This is a genomic window from Paenibacillus sp. GL_099_B (assembly GCF_057835695.1).
Window position 1 is genome coordinate 536,311 of the sequence record NZ_CM174430.1, and the last position, 13,884, is coordinate 550,194.

The 13,884-nt window shown below is 46.9% G+C and carries 13 protein-coding genes; 8 read left to right on the top strand and 5 right to left on the bottom strand.

Annotated elements, in window-relative coordinates; translation table 11 throughout:
* Positions 1-47: 47 nt before the first annotated feature.
* A complete protein-coding gene (locus AC3ITG_RS02595; RefSeq protein ID WP_489252708.1) occupies positions 48-947 on the bottom strand; it encodes a glucose 1-dehydrogenase in 900 nt (299 codons plus the stop codon).
* Positions 948-1,114: 167 nt separating this feature from the next.
* On the opposite strand from AC3ITG_RS02595, the gene fosB reads away from it, so the two are divergent.
* Both fosB and AC3ITG_RS02605 read left to right on the top strand, forming a co-directional pair.
* The gene (gene fosB, locus AC3ITG_RS02600; protein WP_413374876.1) at positions 1,115-1,534 is read left to right on the top strand and encodes a metallothiol transferase FosB; all 420 of its coding nucleotides are present in this window, start codon (positions 1,115-1,117) and stop codon (positions 1,532-1,534) included.
* 131 nt (positions 1,535-1,665) lie between these two features.
* On the top strand, positions 1,666-3,477 hold the full coding sequence (locus AC3ITG_RS02605; RefSeq protein ID WP_413374878.1) for a S9 family peptidase: 1,812 nt from the start codon (positions 1,666-1,668) through the stop codon (positions 3,475-3,477).
* Between the two features lie 94 nt (positions 3,478-3,571).
* On the opposite strand, the gene AC3ITG_RS02610 is transcribed toward AC3ITG_RS02605, so the two are convergent.
* From AC3ITG_RS02610 to AC3ITG_RS02625, 4 genes are all read right to left on the bottom strand, one after another.
* Positions 3,572-4,609, bottom strand: a complete 1,038-nt coding sequence (locus AC3ITG_RS02610; protein ID WP_489252709.1) for a phosphotransferase family protein — start codon at positions 4,607-4,609, stop codon at positions 3,572-3,574.
* Positions 4,610-4,626: 17 nt separating this feature from the next.
* Positions 4,627-5,601: an SMI1/KNR4 family protein gene (locus tag AC3ITG_RS02615; RefSeq protein WP_489252710.1), complete on the bottom strand. Its 975-nt coding sequence runs from the start codon at positions 5,599-5,601 to the stop codon at positions 4,627-4,629.
* Between the two features lie 191 nt (positions 5,602-5,792).
* Positions 5,793-6,824: a ribonucleotide-diphosphate reductase subunit beta gene (locus AC3ITG_RS02620; RefSeq protein WP_024632189.1), complete on the bottom strand. Its 1,032-nt coding sequence runs from the start codon at positions 6,822-6,824 to the stop codon at positions 5,793-5,795.
* Between the two features lie 406 nt (positions 6,825-7,230).
* Positions 7,231-9,549 carry a ribonucleoside-diphosphate reductase subunit alpha gene (locus tag AC3ITG_RS02625; protein ID WP_413374884.1) on the bottom strand — a complete coding sequence of 773 codons (2,319 nt, stop codon included), beginning with the start codon at positions 9,547-9,549 and terminating at the stop codon, positions 7,231-7,233.
* Between the two features lie 766 nt (positions 9,550-10,315).
* On the opposite strand from AC3ITG_RS02625, the gene AC3ITG_RS02630 reads away from it, so the two are divergent.
* The 6 genes from AC3ITG_RS02630 (at position 10,316) to AC3ITG_RS02655 (ending at position 13,326) form a co-directional block, all read left to right on the top strand.
* The gene (locus AC3ITG_RS02630; protein WP_413374886.1) at positions 10,316-10,648 is read left to right on the top strand and encodes an MTH1187 family thiamine-binding protein; all 333 of its coding nucleotides are present in this window, start codon (positions 10,316-10,318) and stop codon (positions 10,646-10,648) included.
* 210 nt (positions 10,649-10,858) lie between these two features.
* Positions 10,859-11,227, top strand: a complete 369-nt coding sequence (locus AC3ITG_RS02635; RefSeq protein WP_413374888.1) for a hypothetical protein — start codon at positions 10,859-10,861, stop codon at positions 11,225-11,227.
* 25 nt (positions 11,228-11,252) lie between these two features.
* The gene (locus AC3ITG_RS02640; RefSeq protein WP_413374890.1) at positions 11,253-12,485 is read left to right on the top strand and encodes a sialidase family protein; all 1,233 of its coding nucleotides are present in this window, start codon (positions 11,253-11,255) and stop codon (positions 12,483-12,485) included.
* Between the two features lie 102 nt (positions 12,486-12,587).
* Positions 12,588-12,692, top strand: coding sequence for a hypothetical protein (locus AC3ITG_RS02645; RefSeq protein WP_017690880.1), 105 nt, complete (start codon positions 12,588-12,590; stop codon positions 12,690-12,692).
* 42 nt (positions 12,693-12,734) lie between these two features.
* Positions 12,735-12,842 (top strand): sporulation protein YjcZ, encoded by a 108-nt coding sequence (locus AC3ITG_RS02650; RefSeq protein WP_197521564.1) that lies wholly within the window; start codon positions 12,735-12,737, stop codon positions 12,840-12,842.
* A 355-nt stretch (positions 12,843-13,197) separates the two neighbouring features.
* Complete coding sequence (locus tag AC3ITG_RS02655; protein ID WP_113055317.1) at positions 13,198-13,326, top strand: sporulation protein YjcZ; 129 nt, start codon at positions 13,198-13,200, stop codon at positions 13,324-13,326.
* Positions 13,327-13,884 lie beyond the last annotated feature (558 nt).

The following is a 13,884-nucleotide window of genomic DNA, read 5'->3' on the forward strand; positions in this document are numbered from 1 at the left end:
TCAGTGCTATTGTATTTTTTCAAAGATTTGAGGTGTTCTCCAGATGACTAGGTCGTTACCATATCGCCGCCATTGACATGAATGCACTCACCAGTGACATAGGAGGAGTCGCGGGAAGCGAGATAGACGTAGGCAGCCGCAAGTTCATAAGGTTGGCCTGCCCGGCCCATCGGCGTCTCGGTTCCAAATACCTGCACGTCTTCAGCGGAGAAGCTGGAAGGAATGAGCGGTGTCCAGATCGGTCCGGGCGCGACGCAGTTGACCCGAATGCCCTGAGCAGCGAGTGATTTGGCAAGTACACGAGTCAGAGAGACCACAGCCCCTTTGCTGGATGAGTAATCGATCAGTTGCACTTCCCCTTTATAGGCCGTAATGGAAGCCGTATTGATGATGGATGCTCCTTTGCACAGATGTGGGAGAGCCGCCTGAATAAGAAAGAAATAGGAAAACACATTCGTCTGGAACGTATGGTACAGCTGTTCTTCCGTAATATCGACAATGCTTGGCTGTACGTACTGCACGCCATGATTGTTGACTAGGACGTCGATCTTTCCGAAGGTTTCCATGGTCGTACGGATGACAGCCTCGCAGTTTTTCTTTAACCGCAGATCAATCTCGATTAACAGACACCGTTGTCCCAGCTCTTCAATGCGTTCACGTGTCCTTTCGGCGTCGGTCCGTTCATATAGATAAGCGATGGTGATATCTGCACCTTCCTTGCCAAAAGCAATAGCTGCCGCTCTTCCGATTCCACTGTCACCACCGGTAATAATCGCAACCTTGCCTTCCAGCTTGCAGCTGCCAATATAAGCAGGATCTTCGCTGATCGGTTCAGGTACCATCAGGGTTTCCAGACCTGGCTGCTGGTCCTGATGCTGGGGTGGGAAAGCCAGCTTTTGTTGCTTGCACACCGTTTTCTCACCGTAAAAAGGATAGACAGGATTCATTCGTTTTACATCCTCCTCGCACGTTCGTTCATACGCCTAATCTATGCATTCGCCCAGAAGAAGGTGCGGCAGGAGGAAGAAGGGCATTTGTTTTTAACGCAAAATATACCATAATAAGGATGTAGCTATTGCAACAGTTCATTAAATGTGGAGGTGTCAGGAGCCAAATGAATATTCAGGGAATTAATCATCTGTGCTTTTCCGTATCTAATCTGGAACGGTCCATTACCTTTTATGAGCAGGCTCTCGGTGCCCGTATTCAGGTGAAAGGCCGGAAGCTGGCGTATTTCGAACTTGCCGGTCTGTGGATCGCTTTAAATCAGGAAGACGTCATTCGCAACTATACGGAACGAACGTATACACATATTGCATTTACCGTAAAAGAAGAGGACTTCGACGAGTCTGTGCAGCAGCTGCGAGCAGCTGGGGCTGACATTCTTCCCGGAAGACCACGTGACCCGAAGGATGCGTTATCCGTTTATTTTACCGATCCCGATGGTCATCTGTTCGAACTGCATACCGGAAATATGAAGCAAAGGCTGGATTATTACCGGGAAGACAAACCTCATATGACCTTTTATACGTAACCGAATGAGCTAAAATGGAAAAAAAATATGACATATCTATTGTGCAAACAATGGATGTACATATAATATGGACAAATACACCCTTAATTTACCACTGTTTGATACTTAGTTCATACTCAAGGAGGTTTGTCATGATTCAGTTTCCCAAACCGGATGTAGAACAGTATTTCCAGACGTATCGGATTTCCCATTTTGCCGTATCAGCCGACGAGAAACGTTTGTTTTTTGACAGCAATCTGAACGGACAGCCCAATATCTGGGCGATGGATCTGCCGGGTGGCTACCCATATCCTTTGACGTATTTGAATCAGAGCAGCCAGTTTATCAAACCAGACCCAGAAGGACGTCATATTCTCACGGCGTTTGATCGGGACGGAGATGAGAATTATCATCTGTATGCACTTAAACCGGAAGGTGGGGTCCCATTTCCTGTTGTTCCAGCAGAGCCCAATGATCGTTGTTATTTCTCCCATCTGTCCGACGATGGGCAGCGTCTTTATTATATGACAAGTAGGGATAACCCGAACTATCTCAATTCACGCCGGATTAACCTGGAAACGGGAGAGGATGAGCTTCTGCATCAGGGGGAAGAGGTCACAAGCAATCTGGTTGCTGTGAGTTCGGATGAACAATCCTACGTAATCCTGAATGTATACTCCAATACCTACCAGACAGCATACGTGTACCGGAACGGTGAGTCAGAATCCATTATTCCGGTCTCAGAGCGGCAGAGTCAGGTCTCGTATGTCCTATTTGCAGACAATAATCGGCTTCTGATGATTACAAATGATAATGAACCGTACACCTATGTGGCCGAATACCGGCTGGATACTCAGGAATTTCGTCTTTTGTGCAAAGTGGAGGGAGAAGACGTGGATATCATCCGCTGGCATAAGGATTCAGAGACGTTATACTTCTGGACGTTTACGGGTCCCGAGAATCGGATGTACGCGCTGGACAAAGGTTCCGAGCAGCCTCGGCGTGTGGCCATGCCACTGGACACCGTAGAACATGTGACGGTTACCAAGGCTGGCAACGTGTATATTTCGGGGCGTGGAGCTATCCAGCCGCATAATATCTATCGGTTGATGGCAGGTAGTGAGTCCTGGGAACCGCTGACTGACAATCGGGTAACAGGGCTTGATCCGAGCGATCTCGTCTACCCGGATGTCATTCGATATAACTCCTACGACGGACTGGAGATCGAAGCGCTTTTTTTCAAAGCGAAGCCGGAACAGGCTAATGGTTACACGGTATTTTGGCCGCATGGCGGGCCACAGGCATCGGAAGCAAAATTCTTCCGTCCGATGTTCCAAATGATGCTGGCTCAGGGTTATCATATTTTTGCTCCGAACTTCCGGGGAAGCACTGGATATGGCGCCGAGTTTGGCAAAATGGTCGAAAGGGATTGGGGCGAGGGCCCAAGGCTGGACTGTGTTGCGGGTATAAACTGGCTGTTTGACGAGGGCATCTCATCACCGGATCGCCTGTTTGTGGTAGGGGGCAGTTACGGCGGGTATATGACCCTGCTGCTGGCAGGACGTCACCCGGAATTATTCCGCGCTGCGGTCGATATTTTTGGACCAAGTAACCTGTTCACATTCCTGGAATCTGTGCCGGAAGATTGGAAACCGATGATGGACAACTGGCTGGGTGATCCGGTCCGTGACCGCGAACGCTTAACGAAGGATTCACCTATTACGTATCTGGACCAGATGGTGAACCCGATGCTGGTCATTCAAGGGGCCAATGATCCAAGGGTCGTGAAGGCGGAATCCGATCAGATCGTGGCCGCGTTGCAGGGGAAAGGGGTAGACGTGGAGTATATCGTTCTGGATGATGAAGGCCATGGCTTCTCCAGAAAAACGAATGAGATTCTTGTTTATCGGCGGATGCTGGAATTTTTGCAGAAACATCAGGAAGTGCCGGTCGCACAACCGTAATTCATATGGTTGTATCACCGCTTTAAATATATGATGGTTTGAGAAAACCGCCAGGAGTGAGTGTGGCTCATCTTTCTGGCGGTTTTTTGGTGTGTTAATCCAGCAAAGCAATAACCGAATCCATGTACTGCTCCGCCCAATGTGCAAAAGGCATATCCGCTGCCCAGGTCACTCGGCCTGTTGCTTTGCATTCACCCCATAACAAAATGCGCTGATAGAGCAGATGCACCCTAAGACGTGTGGCAAAGTGCTGGTATCGCTCCGTATCTGCTGCGCAGACAACATCTCGGTAATCGTGAAGGAATCGTTTGACAAGCTCAGGTTGGCCTTCGCGTATATACATGGCTGTCATTTTGGTTAGGTCTGCTGTGCCATCTCCGAAATAGGCCGTTGTAAAATCAAACAGACCAGTAATCTGCCAGTCCGCAGCAAGGCTATCACCATTCCTCTGAATCACAAAGTTCTCAACCTTAAAATCTCCCATCACAAATCCGGGAATAGGCATGGAGTGAAATGCAGATTCAGCGTTTTTTAACTGCTCGTCCACCCACTGTATATCTTCGTCTGTTATCACGGAGTACTTTGCAGCATCCTGCAGCCAGTGATGGATTGTCCCGTACAGCCAGTCCAGATATTTGCCCGCAAAGGGAACGATCTGTTTTGCTACAGGATCATACTCTCCCGCGTCAGGGACCTTCCAACGGTGCAGTTCTGCTAAGGAGTGGGCAAGCATTGTAGCGATCTTCTCCTGATCCTCCTGTGAAAGTGAAGCCTGTAATGACGGATCATGCAGGTGCATTCCAGGTAATCGGGGCATGATGGCATAGCTCCAGCCCAATATGTCGGTATCTTCATATAATAAATATGGATCAGGTACAGGAATGTTGGTGTGAGTTCTCAGCTGTTCTACGAAAAACTGCTCTTCCTGAAGTTGTCCCGCATATAATGGGTTGCCTTTCAGAATATATTCTCCCTCTGAAGAGCGAATAAGAAGTGTCTGACCCATCACACCTTCATCGGTTCGCTTATAATCCATAAGTGTTCCCAGATTGAAATCATGAAGCGCCTTTTGCAAGGATGCTTGCTCAATATCACCAAGTTTATTGGAGCCAAAATATATACGGGTTGTCATAAGCCCCTCCTGCGATCTCAGTCTTCATCCTCTTCGTCAGACAGATCAAACGTATCGGCATCAACCAATCCGCGAATAAAAGCTTCAAAATTAGGCGCCAGATATGTAATCTCATAATCGTTTTCCTGATCCACATGAACCACAGCAGGTTCGCCTTCAGGGCCACAGAATCGATAATCCAGCATCACCACATCGTGTCCGGCAGATGGACAATCACAGATCACAACACCGAGATCAGGGTATCCCCAATCTTCGATCATGAAACGACTTCCAAATTCTCCACCCAGTGTATTGGACTTGTCCCGCGCAATGCCCATAATCCCCGTAATGGCGATATGGTCTTCGGCCCATGAAGTGGCTTCTTTGGTTGGGAAAACGGTGTGTGCAGGGATTCCGCCGTTCTGTGTGTTCATTAACTGGATATAGGAGGCCGGTAATTTGTAGCCTAGCTCCTGTTCAATGGTTTGGATCAACTCTTCGTCAAAAGGTGTAGATACATAACTTTCTAATGCATATTCACTCTGTTCCCAGAATGAAACCGGATCGTAGGACCCGGAGGCGGCTCTGAGGTGGTTTAGCCTGCCGCTGTGCTCCAATTCCAACAATATCTCTTGATGACGATGTCGATCCTGTTGCATTTTTTCAGCTTTGGGCCGTGTCCATTCGAGAAATTCGATGGTCGATTCGTCATGGGGCAAGAGCTCGTTTGCCATCTCAAAAGCTTTGAGTGCCTGCTCATACATTGCCATATGATAATAAGCGTAACCCAACCGGTACTGCCAGAGAGGGTCACTTACTCCCTGCCCATTGACGGATAGTAACTGTTGGACAGCCTCACGGTAATGTCCTTCATTGTTATACGCTCTGGAAAGTTGTCCAATTAACTCATAATCCCGCTCCGATTCAGGGATATGTTGAATACGTTCAATAATGAGATCGAACTGGTCCTGTTCATGCCATTTATTTAGTTGTTCCAGCAGTTCTCTTTCCATCACTATGCCTCATTTCAATAGGGGAATGTGAACCTTTTTCCATTATATCTTACAAGCTCTCAGGATGGATGGGTATTGTATCCTATCCAGTCGTATAGAAAAAACACTCCCACAAGCAGAAAGCCATCAAGACATTCCAACAAGGGGAGTGTTGTGTATTTGATTAGATTGCGGTCACTGGATCAATCAAATTACAGATCGTCAAATCCGTTATCGTCGCCGACTTTGCCGTAGTTACGCGATTTGGCTTCGAAGAAGTCTGTTTTCGTAGCATTCAGTGCTTCGTCGGAGAAAGGTTTGATCCAAGGCATGCAGTTCACATCCACGCCTTCGTATGCTTTTTCCATACCCATCAGGCGCAAACGTTTGTTAGCGATGTACTTGATATAATCTTCCAACTCGTTCAGGTCAATCCCGCGTACGTTGCTAAGAGTGTAGTGTGCCCAGTTGGTTTCGAGTTCAACGGCACGGTTGATCGTTTTGTACACATAGTCCATGTTCTCTGGTGTGTTCAGTTCAGGGAAGTCTACCAGCAACTGTTTGTACACTTCAGCGAAGAAGTAGCAGTGTTGGTTCTCGTCGCGCTGAATATAAGAGATCATTTGGCTAGTTGCCATCATCTTCTGGTCACGGGCCAGATTGTAGAAGAAGGCAAATGTACTATAGAAGAAGATACCTTCAAGTACCAGATCGGCTACCATCGCCTGGAAGAACGTCTGTGGAGACGGGTTATCCCGGAAAGTTTGGTAGATGTCGGCGATGAACCGGTTACGGTCAAGCAGCACCGGATCATGTTTCCAGTATTCAAAAATTTCCTTTTGCTCCCGATCGGATACGATGGAGGACAGGACGTAAGAGTACGATTGGTTGTGTACAACTTCCTGTTGTCCGATGATTGCCGAGATCGCTTCCAGTGAGGAATCCGTGAAATAACGTTTCACGTCACCTACAAACATCGTTTGCATGGAGTCCAATACAGCGAGCAGGGAGATGTTGACTTTGAATGTACGTTGTTCTTCCGGGTCCAATTGGGCAAATTGGGAAGCATCCTTGGACATTGGGATTTCATCCGCGATCCAGTGGTTGAGCAGCAGTACTTTGTACAGTTTGTACATATGAGGCATACGAATATCGTTCCAGTTCAGAATGCCTGAGCATTCACCTTCAATGATACGGGTAGACTGGTTGGGTGCTTCGGTATTGAAAATTTTCTGCAATTGCATAATCCGTTCACTCCTTGAATGAATTTACACTATATAACTACGATGACAGAACAAGCTTCCGATCGCTGTTATCCCCAGATTTCTTTAACTCCTTTTCTAAATGGGAGAAATCCGGTGATAAAGGCGAAGCGTATGCTTCCGATGCAGCTTTCTTTCAGAAAGCTTTTAGCTCCGCTTCTCCAGCTTTTTTCTGTCCTCTCCGTTATCGTGTAATATTATTTCAAAATATATATTAGGGGCTGTAATGTGGCATCTATATCAACATCTGATGATGTTGTGATCGTATTTTAGGCAAAAAAGAACCAGAGCAACGCCATTTTGCAATCAAAACAGGATGCCCTGGTGGTCATCGTGGATCTAGTTAATCATCTTGATCAATGATAAAAACGTAGCTTGTGCAAAAAAATCAAGATTCTTCAATCGTTAATGCCCGGCTACGAACATAATAGGTTGATTTCATGCCGGCTCTCCAGGCGTGCAGATGCAATTCCAGGAATTCTGTTGCTTTGATATCCGGTCGAACGTAAAAGTTGAAGCTTTGTCCCTGATCGACGTGGCGCTGACGGGCAGCCGCCATATTAATGGAAGCATGTTGATCTACCATGAACGCCGTTTGGTAATAAGGGCTTGTTTTTTCGGACAGATCCGGAGCCGGGTTGGCAATTTTGTAAGTTGTTTTCTCTTCATAAGATAACAGCTCATAGAGCGGATCAATACTAGCTGTTGAGCCAGCAATGATCGACGTGGAACCGTTAGGCGCAATGGCGAACAACCAGGCATTACGTACACCGTTTTGCTGTACTTCGGCTTGCAGTTCTTTCCACTGTTCTGTCGTTACGAACTCGCCTGCGCGCTCACCTGACGTGTACTCGCGTTGGTCGAAGTAGTGACCACTTTCCCAATCGGAACCTTTGAATTTCGGATAATGTCCTTTTTCCTTGGACAGCTCCATGCTGGCTTTCACGAGCAGGTAGTTAATTTTTTCGTACAGATTATCGTTATACGTTACCGCTTCATCGGACTCCCAATGAATGCCTTCGAGGGCAAGCAGGTGGTGAAGTCCAAACGTTCCCAGACCGACTGCGCGATATTGGCTGTTGGTATATTGGGCTTGCAGCACTTCAATGTTGTTAATATCGATAACGTTGTCCAGCATGCGCACCTGAATCGGTACCAGACGCTCCAGTACATTGTGAGGCACGGCACGTGCCAAGTGAATGGAGTTCAGGTTGCAGACAACAAAGTCGCCAGGCACTTTGGAGATCACGATGCGAGTTTGTCCATCCTTGGTTACAAGTTCTTCCTTTTCGATAACCGTGGCAGACTGGTTCTGCATAATTTCGGTACACAGGTTGGAGGAGTATACCATACCGTGTGCACGATTCGGATTCGAGCGGTTAACCGTATCCCGGTAGAACATGTATGGCGTACCTGTCTCCAGTTGGGATTTCAGTACACGCTTCATGATATCAATCGCCTGAACCGTGATGCGGGACAACAGCGGATGGTTGACTGCTTCTTCGTATTTATCACGAAATGCACCTTCACCAAAGGACTCATCGTAGAAATCTTCCAGTCCGAGTGCACGACCGTTCTCGTCTTTCCAGCCCATCACTTTCTTTGTTTCATGTGGGCAGAACAGACTCCATTCGCCGCGGCTGGATACCCGTTCCATGAACAGGTCAGGCAGACAGATGCCGTGGAATACGTCATGCGCACGCATCCGCTCGTCGCCGTTGTTCAGCTTCAGGTCGAGGAAGGCCAGAATGTCTTTGTGGAAGACGTCCAGGTATACCGCAATGGCACCCTTACGTGTACCGAGCTGGTCTACGCTGACCGCTGTGTTATTCAGCTGGCGAATCCAAGGGATTACACCGGAACTTGTATTTTGGTGACCACGGATATCCGAACCTCGTGCTCTGACTTTGCCCAGGTAAACGCCGATGCCACCGCCCATTTTGCTCAGACGCGCTACATCCGTGTTGGAATCGAAGATGCCTTCGAGTGAGTCGTCCACGGTATCAATGAAGCAGCTGGAGAGTTGTCCGGCTACTTTTTTACCTGCATTGGACATCGTAGGTGTAGCTGCCGTCATGTACATGTTGCTCATCGCCCAGTAAGCTTCTTTGACGAGATTCATACGATTCTCAGCAGGCTCCTGATGCATTAAGAACATTGCGATAACCATATAACGCTCTTGTGGCAATTCCATTACTTTTCCATCAAAATCGTGAGCGAGGTAACGTTCTGCCAGTGTAAGCAAGCCGATGTAATCGAAGAGCAGATCGTTGCGGTAGTCAATGCACTCAGCAAGTTCGTCGATCTGTTCTTTGGTGTAACATTCCAGCAATTCTTCCCGATAGATGCCTTTTTTTATGAGGTCTACAAGAAGAGGATGGAATGCACCATAAGGTTCGTCCGGGTAAGACTTGTATCTGCGGTTGGTAGCCGCTTTTTTGTACAGGGAAGTGAGCAGGGAGCGCGCCGCTGCAAATTTCCAGTTAGGCTCCTCTTTGGTTACCAGTTCCAGTGCGCTCATCATAAAAGCACTGCTGATTTCGTCCCCGGTAACTTCATCACGACGGAGCTTGCTGTTTACTCCACGTACCAGACGTTCCTTATCCAGCATGTCCAGTCCTGCCAGAGTACGGTCGGCATATACCGAGATGCGCATATCATCAAAGGCAAGCTGGCGGTTGTTCGGCTTGGTCACAACTTGTGGCATGAATATTCCTCGCTTTCGCATGTTTAAGAGATAAATTGGAGAAATTCTTTATATAAAGAATTGAGTGTCTTCTAACGGTGAGAAAAAAGATATAGGTTGCGGACTGAAATGGCGGTACAGGTCACGTCTTAAATCGCTCAACGGAGGAGCACAAAGCAGCACAACACAGAACATGCTCATATAAAAAGCATTCTCCCCGCCTCGCGGCTGAAAATGCCCATGGATGCTCTGGCTTCCTTCCTGTCTTAAAGGTTTGGAATAACGACAGAAAAGGGTGCTTATGTAAGCTTTTGTCTATTGCAGACGCGCCTGTAGTTTGAGGATACCGGGTGCAGTCCAAACAGCCCCGTTAACCTCCGTGTCAACTCTGTTTCGAGAAAGCGATTTACACCTACAGGGACGTGCCTTTGGAGGTGATTTCATCCTGTTTTTCGCGAGAATGCAGAAGGTGACTAATAGAAGCGGAGAAATCTAGTGTTACTACATTTTGTAGCTGTCAACATACTCTAACCCAACATATTGTGTTTGTAAAGTGGGCCAATACAGTAAAACGTAATTCCGAGTATACCATTTAAGCTAGAAATCCGCAAAGGAAAAGGGCTGGAAGATTTGAAGATTTATCAAAAAAAATTTTTGGTCAAATCAGATGACGTCATCACGTCAGTTTGAATTGTGGCTCCTTCAACTGGTAGAATAAAAACAGGTAAAAATCGACTAAAAATGAGCGGCACCGGTAACTTGCGGGGCCCAAGGGAGGCGGAGCAAAATGGCAATAGCAGAGGTGACCGTAATTCCAATTGGCACCGGGACGACCAGCTTGAGCAGTTATGTGGCGGACATGCAGAAGGTATTGGAAAACCAGCGGGGCATTACATATCAGTTGACCTCCATGAGTACCATTATCGAAGGTCCGCTCAATGAAGTATTTACAGCAATTGCGGCTCTACATGAAGCACCGTTTCTATCAGGAGCTCAGCGTGTCTCCACCTCCGTCAAGATCGACGATCGTCGTGACAAACCGGATGCCTCCAGTGTGCAGAAGCTGCAATCTGTTCAGGACAAACTGGCATCCCGTTCCCGTCAGGCACGGCCAAATTAACGGCAGTCAGCAGAGAATAGAAAATAGTTCTACATATTACTGTAAGCCCTGTATCTGGGGCTTACATTTTTTTGCATTTCCTTAGGTTCAATAAGGGCGGATTCTTCAGAGCATTCCTGAGTTTTGCCGTGCCTTTTAACTTGAAATCACATATTTTATATTAAACTGACAACCTTTGTCGGCAGTTGTATGAGGAAGGGAGGGATTACAATGCCCTATACTACAGGTCTCCTCTTTAACTCTCCAACGGGGAGTGATCGTGCCACACAATTAATTGTTACCTGTTTAAATGATTCTCTCAATATTCCAGCCAATATTGAGCTTCAGGTATTTCGCTGGGATACTTCCCAGACTGCCAGAATTCCGATTGGTCACGATCTGTTCCAGCTACCTCCCCAGGCGTCCAAAACATTGTTGTATACGCTGAACACAGCAGATTATTTTGAGGTCCAGAGCGATTATTTTAGTGCTACAAGCGCGGTTATTCAGGCTTACAGTCTAGATTCCGTGGGTAATGTCATGCAGCGTGTGCTGCAATCGGAAATGGTGTGGGTGGACCGCTTTACGAATATTCCATAACCCAAATATGACGGAGGTGAGAGAAATGCCAGTTGTAAATATTACAGGGGCATTGGGGGGCAACCAATTCGAACCGTCAATTGCGGTCAATGAATTATTGCCTAACATTATGTGTGTTGTAGCAGTCGATACAAGTACTGGGCCGACACTGATTGGGTTCTACCGCTCCATTGATGGGGGACAAACTTGGTCAACGACTACATTACTACAACCTGCGGGATACGCCGGAGCGGAAGCCCCTACCATTGATTACACATTCCCCAGTACGTTTATTGTAACGGTTCATATTTTTAATGGGGATAATGACGGGACAATTATTAGCTATACTTCAATGGATGACGGTCTCACATGGGCTCCCCCGGTGTTTGTAAACAAGGGATATGGTCTCATTGTTCACAATGATGAACCTTATATAGCGTGTGATCGTACACCGGGTAGCCCGTATCGCGGCAATGCCTATGTTGGATACACACCACTGGCAACGGCGGCATCATCGATCTTTTTTCAAAGATCCCTGGATCAGGCTGCGACCTGGCAAACGCCAAGCCGAATTTCCAGTCCTAGAGGGTTTCATGATCGTGCGACAATCGCTATTGGATTTACGGGTGAGGTCTATGCCGGGTATATTACCACAGGTCCGGACAGCCCTTATGCATTACTAAGGATATCCTACGACGGTGGTGCGACATTTCAGCCTCCAGTGAGTAATCAGTCTACCCTGATTGCTTCGGTAGTCCCGGCACCTTCGCCCTTACCTGTAATCGATTATGCGTTTCGTGTTCAAACAAATCTGAACTTGGCTGCAGATATTTCCAACAGTATCTACAGTGGTACAGTCTATGCAGTCTGGAATGATGCCCGGAATGGATATACAGACGTGTTCATGTGCCAGTCTCCAGATGGGTTGCTTTGGAGCGAACCGGTAAGCATCACGGGAGCCCCAGCAGGTTCACAGAATTTCTTTCCTTCGATCACCGTATCACCATTTACGGGTGCAATTCGAGTCATCTATTATTCAAATCAGATTAATGGATTTTTACTGGATGTATATGTAGCCGAGTCTTTTGATGGTGGTGCAACATTTACAAATCGGCGGCTCACAACGACATCTTTCAATCCGAATGGTAATTCCCCTGTACCGACAGTACTCATTGGTGACTACATCACAGCCTATACGCAGTCGCCTGATAACCTGGCCGCCGTATGGATGGCGACAACACAGCCAACAGGGAAACTGGATGTATATTTTGGTTCATAGTCATACCTCAACTGTAACCTTGCCCATTTTTAACGGAAGCCCGGTCTCGCGAGTGATTTTTGCATATAGTGAACTGTACCTCAAATAAAAGGAGGGTTTTGCATGAGTGGAGTTGTAGGTGGATACGGCGGCGCATGGACATCGACTGGTGCCATTTTGGTTCTCTTCATTTTGTTGGTTATCATTTCTAAAGCATTCCTCATCTAACAGACCCTTAACACCTAAACCATTGGTAAAGGAGGAATCTCCATGAGCGAAGTACTTGGAGGCGCAGGATACGGCGGCTGGACATCAACTGGTGCCATCTTGGTTCTGTTCATTCTTCTCGTTATCATCACTAAATCTTTCTGGGTATAATATGTTGGACTCCGCCGGTTAACCGGTGGGGTTTTTTTTAGGTTGAGGACAAGCCCATATGAATAGTGAAAACGCCTATTTTGTCAAAGTAGGGCCATAGCCCGGTCCAGAGGTAGGCAAAATACATAGCTTAGGGGTGTAGGCAAATGTTAAGGAGGAATGAACAATGAGCGAAGTAAAACCGAATTCACCGAACGGACAGGGACACGTATACGGACATATGGGAGGGTATGAGCATATGCAAGGATACCAGTACACAGGTCATGAAATGCATGGGTACGGATATGGTTGTACAATGCCAACGGGGTATGGCTACGGATACGCACATCATGCCAATCATGCCAATCATGCTCCAATGCTGCATGGTTATCATCAAGGTTGTGGAACATCTTATGGACACGGCGGGGGAAGCTGGGGATCCATGGGTACGATTCTCGTACTGTTCATCCTGCTGGTTATTATCTCCAAAACGATGTTTATCTAAATCGTGCAACAGCAACTGTATAAAGGAGTTGATCCATACAACTCCGATGAAAGGCGCCGAGATTGTATCGGCGCCTTTTAGCTGTCTGGACATTTTTTATTAAAAGTGGACATGGAAAAGCACCCGGAACCCAATTCCGGGTGCTTTGTGTATGTTTTCAATCTTCTCAAGAATAAGTGACATCCAAAACAACAAAAGCCCTACCTCTCTTTTGTCCTTGCGGCTCCGATGACCGCGCCAGTGTGAATGGGAACATCTTGTGAAACTCTGTACTACCGGGTTATTGTGATTCAGGTTCTTCAATCTTCATAGGTTAGTGTGCATATTAGCTGCGGTCGCAGCATGAAGAAAATATTCCGGGGTTTAAAGAAGACAGAAAATCATATGAGGTTGTTTAAATACCAACTCTTATAGTATACCACAGGCTGTAATTTTTTGCAATAAAAAGGAAGGTTGAAGCTTTTTTTGAAAACAATTTTGAAAACATTTCAGATTTTTTCTTCAATAAGGTAATCCTCTTCAAATGATTATGCGTAGGTTATAATAAGAGGGATGACA

Excerpts from the sequence above, each read along its gene's own strand:
- AC3ITG_RS02595 (WP_489252708.1), bottom strand. The coding sequence starts at position 947 with ATGAATCCTGTCTATCCTTTTTACGGTGAGAAAACGGTGTGCAAGCAA.
- fosB (WP_413374876.1), top strand. The coding sequence starts at position 1,115 with ATGAATATTCAGGGAATTAATCATCTGTGCTTTTCCGTATCTAATCTG.
- AC3ITG_RS02605 (WP_413374878.1), top strand. The coding sequence starts at position 1,666 with ATGATTCAGTTTCCCAAACCGGATGTAGAACAGTATTTCCAGACGTAT.
- AC3ITG_RS02610 (WP_489252709.1), bottom strand. The coding sequence starts at position 4,609 with ATGACAACCCGTATATATTTTGGCTCCAATAAACTTGGTGATATTGAG.
- AC3ITG_RS02615 (WP_489252710.1), bottom strand. The coding sequence starts at position 5,601 with ATGGAAAGAGAACTGCTGGAACAACTAAATAAATGGCATGAACAGGAC.
- AC3ITG_RS02620 (WP_024632189.1), bottom strand. The coding sequence starts at position 6,824 with ATGCAATTGCAGAAAATTTTCAATACCGAAGCACCCAACCAGTCTACC.
- AC3ITG_RS02625 (WP_413374884.1), bottom strand. The coding sequence starts at position 9,549 with ATGCCACAAGTTGTGACCAAGCCGAACAACCGCCAGCTTGCCTTTGAT.
- AC3ITG_RS02630 (WP_413374886.1), top strand. The coding sequence starts at position 10,316 with ATGGCAATAGCAGAGGTGACCGTAATTCCAATTGGCACCGGGACGACC.
- AC3ITG_RS02635 (WP_413374888.1), top strand. The coding sequence starts at position 10,859 with ATGCCCTATACTACAGGTCTCCTCTTTAACTCTCCAACGGGGAGTGAT.
- AC3ITG_RS02640 (WP_413374890.1), top strand. The coding sequence starts at position 11,253 with ATGCCAGTTGTAAATATTACAGGGGCATTGGGGGGCAACCAATTCGAA.
- AC3ITG_RS02645 (WP_017690880.1), top strand. The coding sequence starts at position 12,588 with ATGAGTGGAGTTGTAGGTGGATACGGCGGCGCATGGACATCGACTGGT.
- AC3ITG_RS02650 (WP_197521564.1), top strand. The coding sequence starts at position 12,735 with ATGAGCGAAGTACTTGGAGGCGCAGGATACGGCGGCTGGACATCAACT.
- AC3ITG_RS02655 (WP_113055317.1), top strand. The coding sequence starts at position 13,198 with ATGCTGCATGGTTATCATCAAGGTTGTGGAACATCTTATGGACACGGC.